Annotated in this window: 25 protein-coding genes; 12 read left to right on the top strand and 13 right to left on the bottom strand. The window is 65.3% G+C overall.

Going from position 1 to position 20929, the window contains the following annotated elements; all coding sequences use genetic code 11:
• Nucleotides 1-4: 4 nt before the first annotated feature.
• The 5 genes from IEX78_RS03945 to IEX78_RS03925 all read right to left on the bottom strand — a co-directional run bounded on the left by IEX78_RS03945 (nucleotide 5) and on the right by IEX78_RS03925 (nucleotide 3888).
• Nucleotides 5-574 (bottom strand): DUF3558 domain-containing protein, encoded by a 570-nt coding sequence (locus IEX78_RS03945; RefSeq protein ID WP_188827350.1) that lies wholly within the window; start codon nucleotides 572-574, stop codon nucleotides 5-7.
• Between the two features lie 265 nt (nucleotides 575-839).
• On the bottom strand, nucleotides 840-1298 hold the full coding sequence (locus IEX78_RS03940) for a hypothetical protein (RefSeq protein ID WP_188827348.1): 459 nt from the start codon (nucleotides 1296-1298) through the stop codon (nucleotides 840-842).
• A 59-nt stretch (nucleotides 1299-1357) separates the two neighbouring features.
• The gene (locus IEX78_RS03935; protein WP_188827347.1) at nucleotides 1358-1825 is read right to left on the bottom strand and encodes a hypothetical protein; all 468 of its coding nucleotides are present in this window, start codon (nucleotides 1823-1825) and stop codon (nucleotides 1358-1360) included.
• A gap of 80 nt (nucleotides 1826-1905) precedes the next feature.
• Nucleotides 1906-3567 (bottom strand): alpha/beta hydrolase, encoded by a 1662-nt coding sequence (locus IEX78_RS03930; RefSeq protein ID WP_188827345.1) that lies wholly within the window; start codon nucleotides 3565-3567, stop codon nucleotides 1906-1908.
• Between the two features lie 12 nt (nucleotides 3568-3579).
• Entirely contained in the window at nucleotides 3580-3888 is a 309-nt protein-coding gene (locus tag IEX78_RS03925; protein WP_188827343.1) for a hypothetical protein, read from the bottom strand.
• A gap of 228 nt (nucleotides 3889-4116) precedes the next feature.
• Between IEX78_RS03925 and IEX78_RS03920 the strand changes: the two genes are divergently transcribed.
• Nucleotides 4117-4266: a hypothetical protein gene (locus IEX78_RS03920; RefSeq protein ID WP_188827341.1), complete on the top strand. Its 150-nt coding sequence runs from the start codon at nucleotides 4117-4119 to the stop codon at nucleotides 4264-4266.
• A gap of 21 nt (nucleotides 4267-4287) precedes the next feature.
• Here the strand turns inward: IEX78_RS03920 and IEX78_RS03915 are convergent, their stop codons facing one another.
• Entirely contained in the window at nucleotides 4288-5724 is a 1437-nt protein-coding gene (locus tag IEX78_RS03915) for an AAA family ATPase (protein WP_188827340.1), read from the bottom strand.
• A 115-nt stretch (nucleotides 5725-5839) separates the two neighbouring features.
• Here IEX78_RS03915 and IEX78_RS03910 point away from each other — a divergent pair, with 115 nt between their 5' ends.
• Nucleotides 5840-6136, top strand: coding sequence for a hypothetical protein (locus tag IEX78_RS03910; protein ID WP_188827338.1), 297 nt, complete (start codon nucleotides 5840-5842; stop codon nucleotides 6134-6136).
• 1 nt (nucleotide 6137) lies between these two features.
• Here IEX78_RS03910 and IEX78_RS03905 read toward each other — a convergent pair whose 3' ends face one another.
• Both IEX78_RS03905 and IEX78_RS03900 read right to left on the bottom strand, forming a co-directional pair.
• The gene (locus tag IEX78_RS03905) at nucleotides 6138-6515 is read right to left on the bottom strand and encodes a DUF732 domain-containing protein (RefSeq protein ID WP_188827337.1); all 378 of its coding nucleotides are present in this window, start codon (nucleotides 6513-6515) and stop codon (nucleotides 6138-6140) included.
• 87 nt (nucleotides 6516-6602) lie between these two features.
• The gene (locus IEX78_RS03900; RefSeq protein ID WP_188827335.1) at nucleotides 6603-8228 is read right to left on the bottom strand and encodes a carboxylesterase family protein; all 1626 of its coding nucleotides are present in this window, start codon (nucleotides 8226-8228) and stop codon (nucleotides 6603-6605) included.
• A 266-nt stretch (nucleotides 8229-8494) separates the two neighbouring features.
• Between IEX78_RS03900 and IEX78_RS03895 the strand changes: the two genes are divergently transcribed.
• From IEX78_RS03895 to IEX78_RS03865, 7 genes are all read left to right on the top strand, one after another.
• Nucleotides 8495-9652, top strand: a complete 1158-nt coding sequence (locus IEX78_RS03895; RefSeq protein WP_188827333.1) for an AAA family ATPase — start codon at nucleotides 8495-8497, stop codon at nucleotides 9650-9652.
• Nucleotides 9649-10632, top strand: a complete 984-nt coding sequence (locus tag IEX78_RS03890) for a DUF58 domain-containing protein (RefSeq protein ID WP_229683690.1) — start codon at nucleotides 9649-9651, stop codon at nucleotides 10630-10632. The genes IEX78_RS03895 and IEX78_RS03890 overlap by 4 nt, the downstream gene beginning before the upstream one ends.
• Nucleotides 10633-10634: 2 nt before the next feature.
• Nucleotides 10635-11639: a VWA domain-containing protein gene (locus IEX78_RS03885; protein WP_188828218.1), complete on the top strand. Its 1005-nt coding sequence runs from the start codon at nucleotides 10635-10637 to the stop codon at nucleotides 11637-11639.
• 79 nt (nucleotides 11640-11718) lie between these two features.
• Complete coding sequence (gene fabG1 / locus IEX78_RS03880) at nucleotides 11719-12435, top strand: 3-oxoacyl-ACP reductase FabG1 (protein WP_188827331.1); 717 nt, start codon at nucleotides 11719-11721, stop codon at nucleotides 12433-12435.
• A gap of 87 nt (nucleotides 12436-12522) precedes the next feature.
• Nucleotides 12523-13359, top strand: coding sequence for an NADH-dependent enoyl-ACP reductase InhA (gene inhA, locus IEX78_RS03875; protein ID WP_188827329.1), 837 nt, complete (start codon nucleotides 12523-12525; stop codon nucleotides 13357-13359).
• Nucleotides 13359-14405 (top strand): ferrochelatase, encoded by a 1047-nt coding sequence (locus IEX78_RS03870; RefSeq protein WP_188827327.1) that lies wholly within the window; start codon nucleotides 13359-13361, stop codon nucleotides 14403-14405. Before inhA ends, IEX78_RS03870 begins: the two co-directional genes overlap by 1 nt.
• A gap of 113 nt (nucleotides 14406-14518) precedes the next feature.
• On the top strand, nucleotides 14519-14929 hold the full coding sequence (locus IEX78_RS03865) for a hypothetical protein (RefSeq protein ID WP_188827325.1): 411 nt from the start codon (nucleotides 14519-14521) through the stop codon (nucleotides 14927-14929).
• Here IEX78_RS03865 and IEX78_RS03860 read toward each other — a convergent pair.
• Together IEX78_RS03860 and IEX78_RS03855 are read right to left on the bottom strand one after the other, a co-directional pair.
• Nucleotides 14926-15738 carry an Rv1486c family protein gene (locus tag IEX78_RS03860; protein WP_188827323.1) on the bottom strand — a complete coding sequence of 271 codons (813 nt, stop codon included), beginning with the start codon at nucleotides 15736-15738 and terminating at the stop codon, nucleotides 14926-14928. The genes IEX78_RS03865 and IEX78_RS03860 overlap by 4 nt on opposite strands.
• 47 nt (nucleotides 15739-15785) lie before the next feature.
• The gene (locus tag IEX78_RS03855; protein ID WP_229683689.1) at nucleotides 15786-16604 is read right to left on the bottom strand and encodes a DUF3097 domain-containing protein; all 819 of its coding nucleotides are present in this window, start codon (nucleotides 16602-16604) and stop codon (nucleotides 15786-15788) included.
• Between the two features lie 70 nt (nucleotides 16605-16674).
• Here IEX78_RS03855 and IEX78_RS03850 point away from each other — a divergent pair, with 70 nt between their 5' ends.
• Nucleotides 16675-17106, top strand: a complete 432-nt coding sequence (locus IEX78_RS03850) for an NfeD family protein (RefSeq protein ID WP_188827319.1) — start codon at nucleotides 16675-16677, stop codon at nucleotides 17104-17106.
• The gene (locus tag IEX78_RS03845) at nucleotides 17106-18275 is read left to right on the top strand and encodes an SPFH domain-containing protein (protein WP_188827317.1); all 1170 of its coding nucleotides are present in this window, start codon (nucleotides 17106-17108) and stop codon (nucleotides 18273-18275) included. The genes IEX78_RS03850 and IEX78_RS03845 overlap by 1 nt, the downstream gene beginning before the upstream one ends.
• Here the strand turns inward: IEX78_RS03845 and IEX78_RS03840 are convergent.
• Nucleotides 18272-18841, bottom strand: coding sequence for a CGNR zinc finger domain-containing protein (locus tag IEX78_RS03840; protein ID WP_188827315.1), 570 nt, complete (start codon nucleotides 18839-18841; stop codon nucleotides 18272-18274). The genes IEX78_RS03845 and IEX78_RS03840 overlap by 4 nt on opposite strands.
• 30 nt (nucleotides 18842-18871) lie before the next feature.
• Here IEX78_RS03840 and IEX78_RS03835 point away from each other — a divergent pair, with 30 nt between their 5' ends.
• Entirely contained in the window at nucleotides 18872-19270 is a 399-nt protein-coding gene (locus IEX78_RS03835) for a RidA family protein (protein WP_188827313.1), read from the top strand.
• A gap of 159 nt (nucleotides 19271-19429) precedes the next feature.
• Here IEX78_RS03835 and IEX78_RS03830 read toward each other — a convergent pair whose 3' ends face one another.
• Both IEX78_RS03830 and IEX78_RS03825 read right to left on the bottom strand, forming a co-directional pair.
• Nucleotides 19430-19690: a hypothetical protein gene (locus tag IEX78_RS03830; protein ID WP_188827311.1), complete on the bottom strand. Its 261-nt coding sequence runs from the start codon at nucleotides 19688-19690 to the stop codon at nucleotides 19430-19432.
• 17 nt (nucleotides 19691-19707) lie between these two features.
• Nucleotides 19708-20904, bottom strand: a complete 1197-nt coding sequence (locus tag IEX78_RS03825) for a molybdopterin-binding protein (protein ID WP_229683688.1) — start codon at nucleotides 20902-20904, stop codon at nucleotides 19708-19710.
• Nucleotides 20905-20929 lie beyond the last annotated feature (25 nt).

Genomic DNA, 20929 nt, shown 5'->3' with positions numbered 1-20929 from the left:
TCAGTCAGGCTCCTGGCACGGAACGGATGAGGGAATCGGCGAGACGCTGCACTTCGGTGCATGCGTTGAGAGTGGCTTTGGAAGCTTGCGTGAGCCCGAGGATGAACTCGACGACGCCGTTGGCGGTCTGCGTGGCGATAATGCAAGTGGTCTGTCGCGAGCTGCTTTTCGCGAGTGGCTGCATGCGTAACGACGGCAGGCCGCCTACGGACAGGTCGACATAATCGGTGTAGTCCGTTCGGCTGCGCGCCTGCTCAAGGGTGATGGGAGTCGACGCCAAGCTCAGCCGATAGGCGGTACCGGAATTATCGACCCAAGTGCAAACCCGCCAGTCGGGAAACGCGATGCCGGCAACATCGCGGTCTTCGACAGCAGGGTTTAATCCAGCCGCTGATAGCGCGGATGCTGGCGCCGTGCAGGGATCCCACATCGCTACGTTCGCGCCAGTGGAGGTGCTCGTTGTTAGCGCCCCAACCGCCGCAGTTGGCTCGGCCTGGCCGGTTTCCCCGCAGCCGGTCGCGAGCAGCGCAATCGCGGCCCCAGCCAGGCAAAGTTCAGTCAAACGCTTGCGCATGATGTCCCCCGTGTGAGTTGTGCTCCCCAAGCAACGATCCGCGCGGTAACGATACCGCATCGTCGCTGCCCACTAAACCCTTCACCTGCCAATAACTCCTGGACAACCGCTCACCACGCTGTGATGGCGAACCCTTCTCGCGAAACGCCGCCACCAGAGCGTGCTCACCGTTCTGGACGGGTGATCACTAGGCGATTAGGGAGAATCCTTCTCGGGCAATGTCTCCCTCATAGCCTACTGATCGTCCGTCCAGGATCTGGCTGCGCTACCTCAGCCAGGAAGTGCGGCGGTAGTACGGGTCGTCGTCATCGTCGATATCAGTTGGGCCGACTACCTGGTCGCGCTGGTACGTCGGGCGTGACGGAGTCGAATTGTGGTGGTGCGCAGCAGGATTCGGCACGTCCGCACCCGGGTGCGACCAACTCTCAAGCGGGGGCGGCCAAGTTGACTCCTTTAGCGGCGCGGGAGTCTCGGTGACAGGTGTTGGCTCAATGAGTTTGCGCATGGCCGAAGCCATCACCGGGTCGTCGGCCAGTGCGCGCCGTATATCGGCAACTTGTTCTTGCGCGGCAGCGAGCGCCTGAGTATGCGCGAAGCGCACCGCTTGCGTGATGGCGGGATCGCTCGATTCAAGGGCGATGATCCTGCCATTCGCATCAACCTCAATCCGCACCCCGGCGACATAGGCTTCGCCGCGCACTTGCGCGATCTGGTCGGTAGCCACGCGTGCCCTTTGCGCGACGTGCTCGAACCGACCCTCAATAGAGTCAGACATGTGCTGTCCTAGGGGTGATCAATGCGATCGGGGAGGTGGGGTTTCTCGTCGGCGGAAGGGCGTGGGAAGCAAGGCGAGGAAACGGACACAGAGACTTCGTTTTGGGCGTTATGCCCAACGACAAGGCGGTAGTCGTCGGGTGTCGTCGCGTAAATGTCGAGGAACGCGCCCTCCGGGCGGCGATCGACGCGCCGAAGACCACCCTTTTCCCAACTGTCGCCCACAGCGTTCACCACTCGATTGGCCTCTGCTCGCTCGACCCCAACCACCCAATACGTCGTCCCGAGATTCTTCGGTCCGGATGAATCGCTGGCGTTGTCATCGCACGTCAGCGTCGTCGCGACAAATCCGCTGTCTGTCGGGGCTCCGGGATACCGCGTCGACAGATAGGTTCCAGGCGGCATCAGCCGCAAGATTTCGGTGAGATATTCCACCGACCGGGTCTGAGCTGTTTGAAAGGTCGTCAGTTCTGCCATCGATCGTCCCCTCTCACATGCGGTCATAAGGCACGTCAGCGCCATGACAGTAATGAACCAACGCGTCGATCGGACGGGTCTCACGACTGCGCTCCTGCGATAATTCGACCTTGTGACCTGAGGCCAGGATTGTTTGGATCCCAATAGCTGCCGTGCGCGTCAGACCCCTGCGGGAAATCGCGGATAATCGGCAAATCGGCAACAGATCCGCTGCTCGACTCAAAAACTGTCGCACCAAAGTATTTTTCTGACGGTGGCATACCATGCGCGATGCCTCCGATTTGCGGAACGGGATCCGCGCTGGCTGCCGTCGCGAAGATACGGCCCTTGTTCTGATCGGTAGGCACGCCGTCGAGGTGCAGGTCGGTCGCGCGGTCGACGTCGACGCCGGGGCTCCCGACGAACACCACGTTGTCCACCGCCAGCGAGTTCCCGTGACTCGCGGCATGCCCGATGACCGTGCTGCCGTAGCTGTGTCCGACCACTGTGTTGTTGGACGCGGGGCCGTCGTGAGTGGCGCGCAGTCCATCCTGAAAACGGTCAAGTGTGGGGGCACCGTTGTCGGCGAAACTTTCCTGCGCGGCTTGGGGAAACAGCGATTGTGGTGCGTCGTAGCCGTACCACGCGATGACCGAGGTATTTCCCCGCCCACCAGCGTTCTCGGCAGAATTGAGCATCGCCTGTGACCGCTCTACCCCGTCCCCAATCTCCTCCAACCTCGCGAACGTTCCCGGTACATACGTCGCCACGTTTTTCGCCGCATCGGGGTTATTCAAGGCAATCGCGCCATGTCCCGCATCGTCAACGCTCAACAAATAGCGCGGCGGCGTTGTCTGGTTGATTTGGGTATCGACCGCCTTGTACCCATTCAGCAGGTTCTGCTGCTTGGTCCGCGCCTCATTCCACAACTCGTATTCCGCTGCGGCAGAAGCTTTCACGGGCGGATTCTGGCCTGCCGCCCAGTCGGGGTGTTGGCCGTTGAGGTTGTCCAAGGTCGACTGAGCGCTCGTTTGCAGGTTCACCAGGTTGAGTCGGTTGTAGTGGTCTTTCTCGACGGCCGGGATACCGTCGCGATTGCCGACATTGGGGTCGTAGGCGAACAGTAAATCCTTATCCGATGGGGAAAGGGATTCCCAGAATTCGTACATTCCCTTCGGATCATCGGGCAGGAAGGCGTTGCCGTTGATGACGTCGGTGACCTTGGAACTCGCTGGCGTGCCCTGCGGATTTTGGGCGAGGCCAACCAGCGACGCGATGGCCGCCGAAAGCTTCGCCCCAGCCTTCTCATCGGTCGTTCCCGCAGTGACCAACAGTGGCTGAATGCGCGCTTGGAATCCGGCGGCCTCATTGTCGAGGCTGGCCTGAAAGACGGTGTCTAACACCAGGTCTCCGGTGTTGGAGACCGCGGCTGTCACGGTGCCGTCGTCGTTCACCGCGCAGCCTTTGGCTTTGGCCTCGGTTTCGATCGCCAAGATAGTGGTGCACACCGTGGTGAGTGTCGCGGCATCAGCCAGCGCGTCGGCCGCGTCGATGACGGCGGCGGAAATATGGTTCGCCGACAGCTCGTATTCGAGTCGGCGCAGGTCGGTCGCGGTGGCGGCGTCGCCCTGCCAGCCAGCCAATGCGGTGTCGACGGCCCGGCTGGCTTGGCTCATCGCCGTCCGAAATTCATTGTTCACCGCAACCACGCCGGTGCTCGCGGTGGCTGCGGCGGCGGGCGACCAACTGCGGATCTGACTCATCGTCGCAGCCATCTATGCCCCCGGATGCAGGTAGCGCTCAAGCTGAGCTTTGAACGCGGCGTCCATGTCTTCGTAGCTGGTCGCACTCGACGTCGCCGCGTCCGCAAGCGAATTCAGCTGCGCCGCCATTCGGAGAAACGAGCTCATGATCGGCTCACCCGCCCCCGCGGCCGCCGCCCCAATCACGGAATTGGGCATGCCCGCCGCCACCGCACTGATGGCTTCGGCCGGACTTGGCTTCCCGATTTTGCCCGCTTCGCCCCGCACCGCGCCCGCCATCGTGCGCAACGCCTCCGCGTCGGCCCGCAAGATTTCCCCCACCGCACCCCTCCATAGAATCGACCCGCGCAAGCGGATCACCCCTTGATTGAGGTCGTAACAATAGCGTCTGGTCATCGGTTATACCAGTCGTATATCGCCAATCCGCACGCACAAGATATTGGACCGACAGCGCGACGGAATTATCCACTGCCACTCCGACGCGGGGGGGGGCCGGAATTGTCGCCCATCGACCAGTGACTTCCGGGTCGTCAGGGCTAAGGTTGCCGCATGTCGAAGGTGGATGTGAGCGCGCTTTCGCCGGAACTTTCCCCGTTGTGGCACGTCCTGCACCACCGGCTTGGCTGTGGTCGCCCGGTCTCGACGGTGAAGGTCAGATTTACTTGGGATGGAACGGAATTGGTCGCCACATCCGAGTAGAAGGATTCGGGTGCGACTGCGCTATCGCCAAGAGTCGACGACCTCGTCTGCCGTCCAGACCACCGCGTTGGAACCCAGATCTACGTCACGGGAAATTCCCGATCGGCTAACCACCATCAATCCTGCCGAGTCCGCGCCGGGGACCTCCGCGCCGCCACGGGTCGCGGCTGCGGCGTCGTGCGCGTCGAACGGGGTGTCTAACCACTTAATGGAGCCGGTAAAAAAGACGTTCTTCGCGACAGGAGAGCGGTCCGCGCCAACGAGGTCGACTTCGGGGTCGAATCGTCGATTCCACCATGCGCCAACGGCTTCGACATCAGGCCACGGCAGTTCGCCGCCCAGTGCGGCAAGCTCGACGGACTCGCGGATAAGCGGTTCGACGGCCCGACCGCGCCAGGTGGACCAACGGCGTTGAAATAGGCGCAGGGCCATGTCTGAACGGCCGCGGCTCACGAGATCCTGCGCTGATCGGCCAACCGCGAGATACAGGCGCAAACTCGAATCGCTTACCCGGTACAAACCGGGTTTGCCCGCGACAGTAGACAGGGGCGTGTCCAACGCGAGAATGCGTTTGTCCTCGGTGAGTCGCCGCAAGACTGGTGAGAGTGTGCCCGAGGGAACGTCCCCTTCACGGCTGCCTGCCGCGGCCGCGATGGTGGCGTGAGTGCGATCGCCGCCGCCGATAGCCTCCAAAACGCGTCGTGAATGGTCGGGTGACGGAAACTCAGCGAGAAGTGACGACTCGGGAATGCTGAAAATCGCTGCCGCGGGGTCCGCGCATTCGCGTTTGACAAACTCCATGGGTGGCATCGCCGATGGCCAACCACGCAAGACGCCGGGCAGCCCCCCACTGATCAGGTGGGCATCGATCGCATCCGCAGGCGAAAGGTCAAGGGCGGCACCAACTTCGGCGGGATTCAGCGGGCCAAGGGCGAGGTTGTCCGCACGCCCGAAAAACGGGCGGTCGTAGGCCGTCATCCGCTCCATCATGTGAATATCGCTGCCGAGCAAAAGCAACAACGTCGGTGACTGCGAAAGTAGGCGATCCCAGGCGTTTTGCAGCGCACCGTCGAACATGCTGTCTTGTTCCGACAGCCACGGCACCTCGTCTAGGACAACGATGCTCGGTTGCTGTGGAAGTTGGCCAGCAAGGATGCGGAACGCATCGACCCAGTTCGCGGCGTGATCGGGGATGGACGCGGGATTTCGCGCCAAGGAGGAGTCCCGCAAGTCAGCGAGAAACATCGCGATGGATTCGACCGGAGACGCGCCTTTATTCGCGGTGAAATAGACATACGGCACATCCGCGCGATCGCAGAACTCTTGGACGAGCCGCGATTTGCCGACCTGGCGCCGTCCGCGGATAGCCAACGCCGCGCCGCTGCCGGATGCCGCCGCACGATCCAGCCGCTTCCGCAAGACCGCGAGCTCGGTTCCACGTCCAACGAACGATGTCATCGCGATCTCCTCGCGCTGGGTAGATTGGATCTACGTAGATTGTATCTACACATCTGGAGGCCTGCAGGCAAGGGTATTCGTTGCGGTCGCCGCGCGTGGGCGGTACGCATGACTGATGGGCTTTGTTATCGGAATGGCCGCCGTGGTTGGGTTTTTCGTAATGGTCGACCGTGCGGGGGTGTGGGCCGAGAAACGCGGCTGGGTTCACTGGCGCAAGACGGGCGGGGGAGGCGGCGGTGCGGGGCTGTTCAACGCCGCACAAGAGCTGATCACCCCATCAACGGCACACACGATCGCTGAACAGCACCGCTTGAAGACCACCCGGCTCACGCACACCGCCGACGGTCAACCGCAATTTTCGATTGAGGCGCCGTGCGGGACCGTGCGGTTTGCCGGGCCAACGCAGGGCTAAGTTATGGCGCCTTGTCGGCCAGCGACCCCGCGAATGCCGCTGCGGGCGGGCATAAGTATTTAATGCTCGCGCCCGCGACTACCTCCAGTGAGTGATAATCGTCGCGCCGCGTATTGGGCAGGGCGGCACCGCTCACGTCGCCCTTTCCGGCGTAAATCTGATAGCAAACTGTGCGCCCCTTAATGGCGAGGTCCGCATCGGAAATCCCACCCCGGTCAACGCCCGCGAGTTCGATCGAGCGCAAGAAGCCGGGCACATTCTCGGTCTGCGCGTCGATCTGCCCCTGCACCCACGGATCGGGCCGAGGCGCGGCGTTCGCTGTCGCACCACCGACAAGCAGCGCACCGCAAGCCAACGCGGCGAGGACCGAGTACCGCACCCGCCGTCAGCGAAAAATCGGCCCGTGATCAGGGCAAGTGCGCGGCGAAGGGAACCGCTAGCCCTCGCGTGAACGGAGCGCCCGGGGTCAGCGCTGACGTAAAACGCCCGCCGCTGCCTCGCGTTCCGCGCGGACCGCCGCCCAACCGAAGCGGACCTCGCGCGGTTTCGCTGCCAACTTCGGACGCGCTGCCGCGGCGCGCACTGTCGCGCCGAATTCGGCCAATTCCCATTCCAATCGGTAAGCGGTGTTATCGAAAGTGCTTGTGCGGTTATAAATCATCGCGCCCGTGCCAGTTGGCCAATCGCAGCGGAAATCGGTGCAAAAACGGACCCAATCTCGGTGCATTCGTGCCGCCAATTCGACGGGCGGGTGCTCGCCTAACCGCGCGGCCACATTCGATAACGCATTCCACACATAAGGGACTTCCGCGCCGTGGGCGGCGGCATTGTCGACGGGGGAGCGGTTGCGGTAGTCATACATCCAGGTCGCATCGCCACGACCCGCAGCCCGGCGGGCATTCACCACCTGTACGGCAGGTCTACGGAAAACAGCGGTCGCATGCAGCTGACTCGTCAGCCGACGCGCCCCCAAAACCGGGCCAACACCGAGGAATTGGGTGATGCACGTCCGGCCCACCCCATGCGCGCGCAACGCCGCCATCGCCGACTCTGGCGCACAATCGGTGGCGCGCTCGAACACGCGCTCATTCGCCGTGCACCCGATTAGCAGCGGAGTATCAGCGCCCTCTTCGGCTGACAGAAAAGCCGTTCCGTCGACAACCGGCGCGAACGGGCGACCAAGCAGGTCGGCAAACGGGTCAACAACGCGGTCAAGCAGCGCGTCCGCCGACGTCGGTAGCGCCGAGCACAGCGCACGCTCAGTGAGCGCGGGCACGTGCGCGGCGATCGCGGCGTCGTCAACGTCAAGCCAGCCGCTCGGCTCGCGAACGCCGAGCATCGCGCCCAACGCGTGCGTCGTCGCGGCCGCTTGATCCACGCTCATTCGACTAATTTCGGCCGACTGCGCGATCGCCGCCCCAAACAGCCCGCGCGCGGCAGGCGTCGCCAGCAGCGCGACCACACATCCGCCGCCCACACCCTGCCCAGCGACGGTGACCCGGTCGGGATCGCCGCCGAACGCGGCGATGTTGTCGCGCACCCAGCGCAACGCCGCGAGCTGATCGAGCAACCCGCGATTGAGCGGAAATCCATCGATCATCCCGAACCCAGCGAATCCGCCACGTGACGACACGACGACGGTCACCACCCCCGACCGCGCGAAACTCGACCCGTCAAACCACGATCGCGGCCATGCCCCCGCCGAGTCGCCAAGCAACCACACGAGGACCGGCCACCGCGCATGCAACCCATCGACGCCAGCGGGCGTGAACACGTCAACGGTGAGCACCTCCTCGGTCGCCCGGTCCGCCCCGCTCCGTTCGCCGCCGCCACCCCTAGCAGAATCCCCACGCAGCCCGGTCGTAGGGCCGATAGTCCCCGCACCCGCACCCGAGTCGCCCGCCGTGCGATCACCCGGCGAACCTCCGCGCACCCCGCCGACCCCGCCCACCACCAAAACCCCTTCCGGCTCCCCAAACCGCGGCGCTACCGCATAAGGAATCCCGACAAAAGACGCGATTCCGCGTTGCCGGACCCCGCGCACCACCCCACTCGCGAGCTGAATTTCCGGACGCGCCGCGGAATCCGACACCGACATCACCCACCACTTTCGCCGACAGCACCGAACGTGCACCTGAAAAAGCCGCGCCCGAAATTCCCCCTCAGGTCGCGGAGGGACCAGGCTAGCCCCGCAGCACGCGAAATCCCGGTATTGACACTGGTAGCGAGCGTCTAGCCCGCCGAAAACGAGCAAAGCGATGTCAGCGAATTCGGCTCTAGTAGTGGCCGGTTGCGGCACGTTTGGCGATTACCTGGAATAGTTGGCACGGCACGCACAGGACCAAAGCGAAAGCGGGGATGTTGGTGACTTCGACGGAAGGTGTGAGCGGGCCGAAGCTGGCGAAAGATGCTGGTACAGGTGCGCCGAACACCCTTGAGCGTGACGTCGCGACTCTCGAGAAGGCGATTTACGAGGTCAAACGGGTAATCGTCGGACAGGATCGTCTCGTTGAGCGCCTGCTCATCGGCGTGCTCGCCCGTGGTCACGTGTTGCTCGAAGGCGTTCCCGGTGTCGCGAAGACGCTTGCGGTTGAGACGTTCGCGAAGGTCGTCGGTGGTTCGTTCTCGCGCGTGCAGTTCACGCCCGACCTCGTGCCGACCGACCTCATCGGTACCCGTATTTACCGGCAGGGCCGCGAGGAATTCGACACCGAGCTTGGCCCGGTTGTCGCGAACTTCGTCCTCGCCGACGAGATCAACCGCGCACCCGCGAAGGTGCAGTCGGCGCTGCTTGAGGTGATGGCTGAACGCAAGCTGTCGATCGGCGGCAAGACCTACCCGATGCCCGATCCGTTCCTGGTCATGGCGACCCAGAACCCGATCGAGAGCGAAGGCGTTTACCCGCTGCCCGAGGCGCAGCGCGACCGCTTCCTGTTCAAGGTGGTCGTCGACTACCCGTCGATCGAGGAAGAACGCGAGATCATCTACCGGATGGGCGTCAGCGCGCCCGAGCCGAACCAGGTGCTCACGCCGAAAGACATCATTCGACTGCAGAAGGTCGCCGCGAACGTCTTCGTGCATCACGCGCTCGTCGACTACGTCGTTCGCGTCATCTCGGCCACCCGCACTCCGCTCGAATTCGGCATGCCGGATGTGGCGAGCTGGATTTCCTACGGTGCGTCGCCGCGCGCGAGCCTGGGCATCATCGCCGCTGCCCGTTCGGTCGCGCTGATTCGTGGGCGCGATTACGTTGTCCCGCAAGATGTCGTCGAGGTGATCCCCGACGTGCTGCGGCACCGTCTCGTGCTGTCCTATGACGCACTCGCCGACGAGGTTTCGCCCGAAGACGTCATCAAGCGCGTCCTGCAAACCGTTGGCCTCCCGCAGGTCGCCCCGCAGGCGGTTCAGCAAGGTCAGCCGCAGCATCCCGTTCCGCAGCCGCCCGCTGTTCCGCAGCCCGTTCCCCATTCGGCGAACGGCCAGGCCCAGCCCGTCGGCAACGTCGCGACCCAGTGAGTTCGCCCGAACCCGTTGCCCGGCGGTCGATTTCGTCGAGTGGTCCGCCGTCGTTTCAGGCTGGCGAGCTCACTGATCCGAAGCTCACCGCCGCGCTCAAGACGCTCGAACTCACCGTGCGTCGCCGCCTCGACGGCGTGCTGCACGGCGATCATCAGGGGCTGATCCCGGGACCGGGGTCGGAACCGGGTGAGGCGCGGTTGTATCAGCCGGGCGACGATGTGCGGCAAATGGATTGGTCGGTCACGGCGCGCACCACGCATCCGCACGTCCGGCAGATGATCGCCGACCGCGAGCTGGAAACGTGGCTCGTCGTCGACTTGTCGTCGAGCTTGGATTTCGGCACTGGCCGAATTCACAAGCGCGACTTGGCGATTGCTGCAGCGGCGGCCATCACGCATCTCACGTCCGGTGGCGGCAACCGCATTGGTGCCGTCGTCGCGACCGGCCAAGACCTCGTTCGCATTCCCGCGCGCGCTGGTCGGATGCACGCGCAGAGCCTGTTGCGCACCATCGCGACCACCCCGCACGCCCGTGACGGTGTGCGTGGCGACCTCAAGGCGGGCATCGAATCGCTGCGGCGTCCGCAACGCAAACGTGGTCTCGCCGTTGTCATTTCGGACTTCCTCGGCGATGTCGACTGGCAGCGGTCGCTGCGCGCGATCTCCGCGCGTCACGACCTGCTCGCCGTCGAAATCCTCGATCCGCTCGACCTCGCGCTGCCCGGTGGCGGCGACGTGGTGCTGCACGATCCAGAAACGGGCCGCACCCGCGAGTTCAGCGTCACCCCCACCCTGCGCGCCGACTTCGCCGCCGCCGCGCAAGCCCAACGCGCGCAAGTGGCGCAAGCCCTGCGTGGCTGCGGCGCACCGGTGATGACGTTGTCGACGGACCGAGATTGGATCGCTGACGTGGTCCGATTCGTATCAACCAGGCGCCACGGCCTCGGCGCCCCGAGTGGGCGGGCAGTTCGTCAGTGAGTATTTCGATCTCCCATTTCGCGCACGGCCCCTGGCTCGCCTTCCTGCTCGTTGTGTTGGCGCTGCTCGGCGGCTACATCCTGGTGCAGCGCGCCCGGCATAAGCGCATGCTCAGCTTCGGCAATATGGCCGTGCTTGAGAAGGTCGCGCCGACGCGGGCGAGCATCATGCGCCACGCGCCGATCGCGTTGATCCTCGTCGGGCTTGTCGCGCTGACTGTCGCCATCGCGGGACCGACCGCGGTGCAAAAGATTCCACGCAACCGCGCGACGGTCGTGCTCGTCATGGACGTGTCGCTGTCGATGGAGGCGACCGACGTCGAACCGTCGCGGCTGGAAGTCGCGCAACGCGCGGGCAAGGAATTCGTCGACGGGCTGACCCCGGGCATCAACCTGGGTTTCGTCACGTTCGCGGGCACCGCGTCGGTGATGGTGTCACCAACAACCAACCGTGAAGCGGTCAAGCACGCCATCGACAACATCAAGCTCGCCGAACGCACCGCGACCGGCGAGGGCATCCTTACCGCGATGCAGTCGATCGACAATCTCGGTGCCGTGCTCGGCGGTGGCGAAACCCCGCCGCCTGCCCGCATCGTGCTGATGTCGGACGGTAAACAGACCGTCCCCGACGACAAAGACACATCGAACCCGCGCCACGGCTTCACCGCCGCCGCGCTCGCGAAAAACAAGAACATCCCGGTCTCAACGATTTCCTTCGGCACCGAATGGGGCACCGTCGAAATCCCCGACGCCGACGGCAAGGGGTCGCAGCGGGTCAAGGTGCCCGTCGACAACACGTCGTTGCGCAAGATCGCCGACCTGTCCGGCGGCGAGTTCTACACCGCGTCCTCGCTCGCCGAGCTGCGTGCCGTCTATGACACCCTCGAAGAGCAAATCGGCTATGAAACCACCCGCGGCGACGCGAGTAGGCCGTGGCTGCTGCTTGGCATCCTCCTGATCGCCGGTGGCGTCACCATCAGCTTGCTCTATCGTCAACGCCTGCCCTAGCTAGCGTCGCGTTGTGAGTCCGCCCAAGCGGTAGACCCTGACGCCCAACGCATCATCGTCACCAGATAGGTTGTCCCGTATGTCGAACGTCACATCCCGGTCGGTCCTGGTCACCGGCGGTAATCGCGGTATCGGTCTCGCGGTCGCGCAGCGCCTGCTTGCCGACGGCCACAAGGTCGCTGTCACCCATCGTGGTTCGGGTGCGCCCGAAGGTCTGTTCGCCGTGAAGTGCGATGTCACCGACTCGGATTCGGTCGATCGGGCGTTCACCGAGGTCGAAGAGCATCAGGGCCCGGTCGAGGTGCTTGTCGCGAACGCGGGCATCACCGACGACACGCTGCTCATGCGCATGACCGAAGAGCAGTTCGAGCGTGTCATCGACGCCAACCTCACCGGCGCGTTCCGCGTCGCGAAGCGCGCCAACCGCGCGATGCTGCGCGCCCGTTGGGGTCGCATGATCTTCCTCGGTTCGGTCGTCGGTCTCGGCGGCGGTCCCGGCCAGATCAACTACGCGTCGTCCAAGGCCGGCGTCATCGGTATGGCCCGCTCGATCACCCGCGAACTGGGTAGCCGCAGCATCACCGCCAACGTCGTCGCGCCCGGTTTCATTGAAACCGATATGACCGCTGAGCTGCCCGAAGACCTCAAGGAAACGGCGAAGAAGTTCATTCCGCTCGGCCGTCTCGGCCAGGCTGAGGATGTCGCCGCGGTCATCAGCTTCCTGGCTTCCGAAGACTCCCGTTACGTCACCGGCGCGGTCATCCCCGTCGACGGCGGCATGGGCATGGGCCACTGATCCGCTAGCGCAGCGCTAACGGCTGGGCCGCCGCCACCGACACAGTGGCGGCACCACAAACTTGATCTCAGGGAGAACCGAAAACTCATGGGCGGACTGCTCGAAGGCAAGACCATCCTGATCACCGGCATCATCACCGATTCGTCGATCGCGTTCCACGCGGCGGCGATTGCCCAGGAACAGGGCGCGCGCGTGATCATCACCGGTATCCCGGAGCGCTTGCGGCTCATTGACCGCATCGCCAAGCGCCTGCCGCAGGAGGTGCCGCCCGCGATCGGCCTCGACGTCACCAACGAAGAGGATCTGGCCGCGCTCACCGAGAAGCTGCGCGAGCTTGCCCCCGAGGGCATCGACGGCGCGCTGCACTCGATCGCGTTCGCGCCGCGCACGCTGATGGGCCCCGAAGCCCTTCCGTTCCTCGAAGGCCCCGGCCCCGACGTCGCGAAGTCGTTCGAGATTTCGGCGTGGAGCTACGCGTCGCTCGCGCGCGCGGTGCTGCCGGTGATGAACGAGGGCGGCTCGCTCGTCGGCATGGATTTCGATCCGCGCGTCGCGATGCCGTACTACAACTGGATGGGCGTTTCCAAGGCCGCGCTTGAATCGGTGAACCGCTACGTTGCGCGAGAAGTGGGCGCTGCCAAGCGAGTTCGCTCGAACCTCATCGCCGCCGGCCCGATCAAGACCCTCGCGGCCAAGGCCATCGCTGGCACCGCGACCGACGACGCCAAGCAGCTCAAGGCGCTCGACAACTACTGGGATGGCGCTTCGCCGATCGGCTGGGACGGCAACGACGCTCGCGCTGTCGGCAAGTCGATCGTCGCGCTGCTGTCGGACTGGCTGCCCGCCACCACCGGCTCGATCATCTACGTCGACGGTGGGGCCAGCCACAACATGTGGTTCCCCGAGGACTTCGTCGCGAACTAATGCCGCAAGCGCTGCTGCTGCTGTCGTTTGGCGGCCCCGAAGGCCCCGATGACGTGCTTCCGTTCCTGGAAAACGTCACTCGGGGCCGAGGTGTACCGCCGGAACGGCTGGCTGAGGTCGCCCAGCATTACCTGCATTTTGGTGGGGTTTCGCCGATCAACGCGCTCAACCGCGAGCTGATCACCGCGATCGAAGCCGAGCTTGCCGCGTCGGGGCGGGACCTGCCGGTGTATTTCGGCAACCGGAACTGGCATCCAATGGTCGAAGACACCGTCGCGCGGATGACCGCCGACGGCATCGACTCCGCGCTGGTTTTCCCGACATCGGCGTGGGGCGGGTACTCGGGATGCCGACAGTACGACGAGGACATCGCGCGTGCTCGCGCGGCAGTAGGCGAAGGTGCGCCGACGCTGACGAAGCTGCGACAGTACTTCGACCACCCGCTTTTCATCGCCGCGTTCGCGGATGCGATAACCGCTGCGGCGCAACAACTTCCGGCTGACAAACGCGAAGGCGCGCGGCTGGTTTTCACCGCGCATTCGATTCCGGAATCCGCCGACCGATCAGCGGGACCGCCCGCCGATGGGGGTCGCCTTTACAGCAGGCAGGTCAACGAGGCAGCCCGATTGGCCGCTGCCGCAGCAGGTTTCGCTGACTTTGACGTGGTGTGGCAGTCACGGTCGGGTCCGCCGCAGATCCCGTGGCTTGAGCCCGACATCGTCGACCATCTAGATGTGTTGCACGGCAAGGGAATTGACGCCGTGATCGTCTGCCCGATCGGATTTGTCGCCGATCACCTCGAAGTGATCTGGGACCTCGACAACGAAGCGGCGACCCGCGCCGCCGAACTTGGCATGGCGTTCGTTCGCACCGCGACCCCGGGCACCGACCCCCGCTTCGCGCGGATGGTCGTCGACCTCATCGCCGAGCATCTCACCGACGCTCCGGCTGCCGCGCTGGGCGCCGTGCCCCGCTACGGCTGCACCGTCGACGGCGCGCTCTGCGCCCCCGGCTGCTGCGCGCTCCCGCAACGTCCCACGCGCTAAAACCGCACGGGGCTGAGCACAACCGCATAAAGATTGGCGGTTTGTCGGGTTTCGTTCAGTAGGCTTTCCCGACAGGTGCGCTCGTCAGGGCTCGTCAGATCGGAGGACTTCCGATGCGTTCGACTCCGCTGCGATGGGACAAAAGCCGTCGGCAAGCGGCAGCGATGAGCTTGACGGCTGTCGTGCTGATGAGCGGACTTGCCGGGTGCGCGAAAAAGGGCTTCGAAACCGAACCGCCAGCCCCGACCGAACCAGTGATCTCGACGGCGTCCGTCAACGAGGTATGCGGCATTTTCGCCGGGCAAAAAGGCACGTGGAAGGCCATTGGCCCATCGGTCGCGCGGGTGGCGTTCCTCGGTGCGGTTCGACTGTGGACCACGCTCGACCTCACCGCCAACGCCGCTATCGCCTACAACCGAGGCATAGTCGACGAACGCACTAGCGAACAGTGCCCGGAAGTGCGGGCGGCGACGTTGTCGGTGCTTAACGTCTCGAAGCTCGAAACGGTGCTGAACGCGTTCTAGCGTTGACCGGCCGCCGCATGAACGGCGGCGAGGCGTGCCGCGCGAATGGTGTTCCACAGTGGACGCAACAGCGACTCGTGGGCGCTAGCCGCGCTCGCCGACGTGGGCGACGACGCTGGCTCGTGCTCGGCGACGGTGAGAATGGCCGCAACGTGGTCGGCGGTATCGAGTATTCGCTTGGCGCGCAAGGGAATTGCGTCGGGATAGGCGTGCCGTGAATACGCGGCCAGTTGGTTTTCGATCTGCTCGCGCGGGTCGGCGTCGCCGGGGCCGATGCCAGTGGTGTGGAGCTGCATGAGGGCGTCAGCGGCGTCGCGAACAGCTTCGCGCATCGTGTATTCGGCTTCGCCGAGGGTCATATCGTCGCCGATGGGCGGGGGAATGACGACGCTGTAGACGGTCCATTGCAAGGTGTCGTGGTCGTCCCATTGCGGGATCAGGCCGGTGCCTTCGCGGCCGGGCACCCCGATGAGCAGCCCTTCGCCCGCTTCCATCGCGTCGGCGGCGAAGGCGGTGCCGATTGGCAGGCCGCGCACGTCGCCGGGCGCGGGTAGTACGAGGCGCAGCTGCGCGCCCGGCTCAGCGAGCGCCTCGCGGATGACCTTCAACAACGGCATGGCACCCGTGCCCGCGGTGTGTCCGTGCGCGGTCCACGGCAGGTCGTCGCGCGCACCCGTTGTCGGGTCGCCCGCGGCGATGGTGTGCAGCGGGGACCACGCGGCTAGCGCGGCTAGAACGTCGTCGGGCGCGCTCGCGCCAGCCAGCCATGAGCCGGCCCACACGGTGAGCGTTGCGCTGGGGGAGCACATAACTATCGAGCATAAAGGGTGTTCGGCGTGCGGGTCTGGGGAGTTGACTAGTCGACTTCGGTGACGAAGTCGATCAGCCGTTCGACCGCGCCGATGAGCGGAGCTTCCAAGTCGCGGAACGAGGTGACCGCGTTGTAGACGCGTCGCCAGCCGTCCTGAGGCGTGCCCCAGCCCAGTCGCGCGCAGATGCCGGTTTTCCAGTCTTCGCCGCGCGGAACCGTGGGCCACGCGTCGATACCGACCGCTGACGGCCGGACGGCCTGCCAAACGTCGATGAAGGGGTGGCCGGTCACGAGCACATGCGGGCCGAGTCCGGTGGTGAGCTGGGTTTCTTTTGACCCGGTCACGAGGTGGTCGACCAGCACGCCAACCCGTGCGCCCTTGCCGGGCCCGAATTCGGCGAGACGCGGGCTGAGGTGGTCGAGCCCGTCGAGTTGCTCAACGACAACACCCTCAACGCGCAGGTCATGGCCCCACACCCGCTCGACAAGCGCGGCGTCATGCACACCTTCGACCCAAATCCGACTACCCCGAGCGACGCGAGCACGCAGTCCTTCGACCCTCGTCGAGCCCGACGCGGACTTCGTCGCGGCTTTCGGTGCGGCCGTCGGCTTGGTCAACGTGACCGGCTTGCCGTCGATGAGGAACGCCGCTTCGCGCATCGCGAACAGTCGAACCCGACCGCGCCCGTCATCGAGGCGGACGAACTCGCCGTCGTAAGTGCGTTCGAAGCCGACAACCGCGCCGCAGAATCCGGTCGCGGCGTCTTCGACAACGAGATCGCGCTCAGCGGCAACGACGGGGATCGCGACTTTGGCTTTGCGGCGATGGCCAGAATAGATGTCGCCATAGTTCTCGCTTCTCACCCGGGCGAGCTTAGCGTCGTGAAAACGCTTGGGGCCCCGCGATTCCGGCGTGGCGTCTAGGGTGGAGTTTGTGGCCGCACTCATCTGGCTCGTCGCGGGGTTACTGCTCGCGGCAGCGGAAATGCTCACCGGCGACCTCACGCTGCTCATGCTCGGTGGGGCCGCACTCGGCACCGCGGGCGTCACCGGCGCGTTCGACCTGCCGGTGTGGGGACAGGCGTTGGTATTCGCGTTATCGACGGGGCTGCTTTTCCTCGGCGTGCGCCCGATGCTACGGCGCAAATATTCGACGCCGCCGCCGTTCGCGACGAATGCCGATGCGCTGCCTGGCAAGTCGGCGTTGGTGCTCGACAAGGTCACCGCGCAATCCGGTCAGGTCAAGCTCGGCGGCGAGGTATGGACCGCGCGACCGCTTGATCCCGTCGACGTTTACGACGAAGGCGTCACCGTGTATGTCATGAAGATCGACGGCGCTACCGCCGTTGTCTGGAAGGGCCCCTAATGCTTGTCCTTATCGCTGTTGCCGTGTTCATCGTGGTGATCGCGTTGGTCGCACTGCGCGCGGTCGCGCTTGTTCCGCAGGCCGAGGCGGCGGTCATCGAACGCCTTGGTCGCTATCAGCGCACGGTTTCCGGTCAGCTCACATTCCTCGTTCCGTTCGCCGACCGCGTGCGCGCCAAAGTCGACCTGCGCGAGCGCGTTGTTTCGTTCCCACCGCAGCCGGTGATCACCCAAGACAACCTCACGCTGCAGATCGACTCGGTGGTGTATTTCCAGGTCACGAGCCCGCAGGCAGCGGTGTATGAGATCAGCAACTACATCGCGGCGGTCGAGCAGCTCACCGTCACCACGCTACGCAACGTCGTCGGTGGCATGACCCTGGAAGAGACGCTCACCTCGCGCGATCAGATCAACAACCAGTTGCGCGGTGTCCTCGACGAGGCAACGGGCCGTTGGGGTTTGCGCGTCGCCCGCGTTGAACTCAAGTCGATTGACCCGCCGCCGTCGATCCAGGAATCGATGGAAAAGCAGATGAAGGCCGACCGCGAGAAGCGCGCGATGATCCTCACCGCCGAAGGCACGCGCGAGTCGCAGATCAAAACCGCCGAAGGTGCCAAGCAGGCACAGATTCTCGCCGCGGAGGGCGGCAAGCAGTCGGCGATTTTGGCGGCCGAAGGTGAGCGGCAAAGTCGCATTCTGCGCGCGCAAGGTGAACGCGCCGCCGCGTATTTGCAGGCGCAGGGCGAGGCGAAAGCCATCGAGAAGACCTTCGCCGCGATCAAAAACGGCAAGCCAACGCCCGAACTGCTCGCCTACCAGTACCTGCAGACACTGCCCGAGGTCGCCAAGGGCGACGCGAACAAAGTGTGGCTTGTGCCAAGCGATTTCGGCAAAGCGCTCGAAGGGTTCGCCCAGAATTTCGCCACCAAGGGTGCCGACGGAGTGTTCCGGTACGAACCGACTGTCGAAGACACACCGCCGGTGAAGATCGAAGACGATTCCGATGTCGCCGACTGGTTCACGACGGCATCAGATCCGAAGATCGAGCAGGCGGTGCGGGCAGCCGAAGCGACCGCGCGCACGTCGGTCGACCAGTTCGACGCGGTGCGGGCGCGCCCCAGCACCGAGTTGCCGGTGCCGCCGCCGATCACGCCGCGGGAACGTCACTAACTGTCGCGGTACTTGCGTACCTTCGCAAGGTTGCCGCAACGTTCCATCGAGCACCAGCGACGTCGGCCCGGACGGGACGCGTCGACGAAAAGCAGCCCGCAGTTGTCCGCGGCGCAGACCCGGATTCGGTTGGCCAAGGGGCCGCTGAAGAGGTCGATGGCGTCGCGGGCCAGGGTGGACAGGGCGGCGCGTGCGGTCGGGGCGACGAACGTGAGCGCGCCGTCGGGGGAGAGCGCTGGTATGAGCGGCGGTTCGGCGGCTGCGGCGTTGATGACCGCGATGTCGGCAGGGCGCACGGGGTCGCCAGCAGCGAGGCCGTAGGCGGCGTGCGTGATCGCGGCGCGGAGCTTGCGCAGGGCGGGCAGGTCGGCTGCGGTCGCGGTGAGGTCGGCGGGCTCGGCTAGCTCAAGCACGACCGAAAGCCAGCGGCGGATGTCGTCCGCGTTATGCACGATTTCCCAGGCCGCGAGTTCGCCCTCACCGCCGGTATGCACGAAATCCAGTGCGCTCCTTCCGCTTTGGAAGCGTCTGCGTAGTTCGGGGGAAAGTTTCGCTCGTGCTTGCATGACACCAGTTTAACTGGTTACAGTGATGGCATGGCAATCGCGACCTACCTCAATCCCGAATCCATGCTCAGCAACCCCGCTTTCACGCAGGCGGTGCGTGTGCCAGCGGGAATGGACACCCTCTACATCGGCGGGCAGAACGGCTTCGATAGCACCGGACAGTTAGGTGACACCCTGGCCGCCCAGGCCGAGCAGGCACTGACCAACCTGCAAGCCTGCCTGGCCGCAGCGGGCGCGACGATCGAGAACGTCGTCAAATGGACCATCCTGGTCGTCGACGGCCAAGACGTCCGCGCTGGCTTCGCCGCGTTCCAGCGCGTGTGGGGTCAGCGCCCGAACCCGCCGGCCATCACCGTCGCCAAGGTCGCGGGTCTCGCGGTCCCGGGCGCATTGGTCGAGATTGAAGCGGTCGCGGCGATCCCGGGCTGAGGGAGGGTTTCGCACGGTCGGCACGTCTAGCTAGCCGCCCGAGTTCACGGTCGCTGCGGGCTCGGATCTTGCAGTCCCGGGCGCGTTCATCGAGATCGCGGATCTGGCTGCCGGTCGAGACTTATCCCGTGCCTGACTGAGCTTCGCGACCGCTGGCGGCTAGCACCCTGGGTCGAATTCCGCTCCCGACGACAACCACACGCGCTGGAAGTGGCCGACCGGTGCACAGAGCGCGATTTCGTCGGGGGAGTGCCGCACGTAACCGGTGGCGAGCGCTTCGTCGAAGTCGGCCGTTGTCAGCTCCGACCACGGTTCCCACGCGATGAGCACATGGTCACCGGGCGCGATAATGTGTGATTGACCTGCGGGTTCGAACCGGATGGTCAGGTCGTGGTCGGCACTGTCGATGCGAAAACGCACGCGGTCCTCCTTGCGGATCAGTGAGGCAACGGCAGCAGTTCGACGAGGCTGCCTCGGCCGGTGCCGGGCGGGAGCACGGCGAGCGCTTGACTGCCGATCAGCCCGGCGAGGTGCGGGGTGTGCGCGGGGCCGGTGCTGCGCCACACGCCGCCGGGCTGTTGGCCGACTGGGACGAGGCGGGTCGCGTCACCGGCCATCACGCCCGCGTCGGAAAGGCGGCCCCAGTGGGACGGATTCGTCGTGCGGCCGGTGAGCGCGGTGACGATGGCGGGCGCGAGCGCCACCAGCGCGGCCACGGCGGCGAACGGATTACCAGGCAGTCCGAGCAGGATGCGGCCGTCGGGGAGCCGCGCGATCAGGGTGGAGCCGCCCGGGCGAATCGCGAGTCGGTCGAGCACGATGTCCGCGCCGATTTCGGCGAGCACGCGGCGGAGGTGGTCGGCCGCGCCGCCGCCCGTCGCGCCAACGAGGACAACAAGGTCCGCGCGCGAGGTGAGCCCCAGCCACGCATGCAGCAGGTCGGGGCGATCGGTGACGTGCCACAGTCCCGTCGACTCGATATCGCAGCAGCGCAGGAATTCCGGCAGGACTGGGCCAAGCGCATCGCGCGTTTCCCCCGCACTGAGCGGCCCAACCGCGCGAATCTCGTCGCCCGTCATCACCACGTCAGCACGAATCGGACCGCGCACCTCGACCGTTTCGACTTCCGCGCTCAACGCCGCCGACGCCAACGCCGCGCAGACGCGAGCGCCTGTCGTCGCCAAAGTTGTTCCCGCCCACCAGTTTTCGCCCTGGCGACGGGTGTCGTCGCGCGACGGTGCGTCGGGGTCACGCTTGAGTACCAGCTCGCCGTCGACCGCGCTGACCTGGACGTACTCGTCGCGAAGGGTCGATGTCGTGCCAATTGGCGTTGCCGCGCCCGTCGCGATACGCACCGCTTCGCCCTGGGTCAACGCGAGAGCGCTGTGCGGGCCAGCGATCCGTACGTGCGGACGCAACCGCCACGACGGGCCAGGTCCGGCGACGGCATACCCGTCCATCGCGGCGGTGTCGACGCGGGGAAAGGGCGTTGTCGTGACGACGGGCGCGGCAAGCGTGGCCCCGATCGCGTCGGCGACCGGGCGCGCCATCACCGGTAGCGGCTTGAGTCCAGCCGCGATTCGCGCACGCGCACGGGTCAACCCGCATTCCGTTGTCACCATCGCGTCCGTCACTCCGCCAATGCTGCGGACCCGCGAT

Origin of the sequence: Nocardia camponoti (assembly GCF_014646135.1) — a bacterium.
Taxonomy (GTDB): domain Bacteria; phylum Actinomycetota; class Actinomycetes; order Mycobacteriales; family Mycobacteriaceae; genus Nocardia; species Nocardia camponoti.
Note: the sequence above shows the minus strand (reverse complement) of the source record. Positions and strands in the feature narration are given on the sequence as shown.

Bases quoted from the DNA above. Each gene is read 5' to 3' on its own strand.
- IEX78_RS03945 (WP_188827350.1), bottom strand. From the start codon at position 574: ATGCGCAAGCGTTTGACTGAACTTTGCCTGGCTGGGGCCGCGATTGCG.
- IEX78_RS03930 (WP_188827345.1), bottom strand. From the start codon at position 3,567: ATGAGTCAGATCCGCAGTTGGTCGCCCGCCGCCGCAGCCACCGCGAGC.
- IEX78_RS03910 (WP_188827338.1), top strand. From the start codon at position 5,840: ATGGGCTTTGTTATCGGAATGGCCGCCGTGGTTGGGTTTTTCGTAATG.
- IEX78_RS03860 (WP_188827323.1), bottom strand. From the start codon at position 15,738: ATGTGCTCCCCCAGCGCAACGCTCACCGTGTGGGCCGGCTCATGGCTG.
- IEX78_RS03895 (WP_188827333.1), top strand. From the start codon at position 8,495: ATGTTGGTGACTTCGACGGAAGGTGTGAGCGGGCCGAAGCTGGCGAAA.
- IEX78_RS03835 (WP_188827313.1), top strand. From the start codon at position 18,872: ATGGCAATCGCGACCTACCTCAATCCCGAATCCATGCTCAGCAACCCC.
- IEX78_RS03865 (WP_188827325.1), top strand. From the start codon at position 14,519: ATGCGTTCGACTCCGCTGCGATGGGACAAAAGCCGTCGGCAAGCGGCA.
- IEX78_RS03915 (WP_188827340.1), bottom strand. From the start codon at position 5,724: ATGACATCGTTCGTTGGACGTGGAACCGAGCTCGCGGTCTTGCGGAAG.
- IEX78_RS03845 (WP_188827317.1), top strand. From the start codon at position 17,106: ATGCTTGTCCTTATCGCTGTTGCCGTGTTCATCGTGGTGATCGCGTTG.
- fabG1 (WP_188827331.1), top strand. From the start codon at position 11,719: ATGTCGAACGTCACATCCCGGTCGGTCCTGGTCACCGGCGGTAATCGC.
- IEX78_RS03935 (WP_188827347.1), bottom strand. From the start codon at position 1,825: ATGGCAGAACTGACGACCTTTCAAACAGCTCAGACCCGGTCGGTGGAA.
- IEX78_RS03870 (WP_188827327.1), top strand. From the start codon at position 13,359: ATGCCGCAAGCGCTGCTGCTGCTGTCGTTTGGCGGCCCCGAAGGCCCC.
- IEX78_RS03920 (WP_188827341.1), top strand. From the start codon at position 4,117: ATGTCGAAGGTGGATGTGAGCGCGCTTTCGCCGGAACTTTCCCCGTTG.
- inhA (WP_188827329.1), top strand. From the start codon at position 12,523: ATGGGCGGACTGCTCGAAGGCAAGACCATCCTGATCACCGGCATCATC.
- IEX78_RS03840 (WP_188827315.1), bottom strand. From the start codon at position 18,841: ATGCAAGCACGAGCGAAACTTTCCCCCGAACTACGCAGACGCTTCCAA.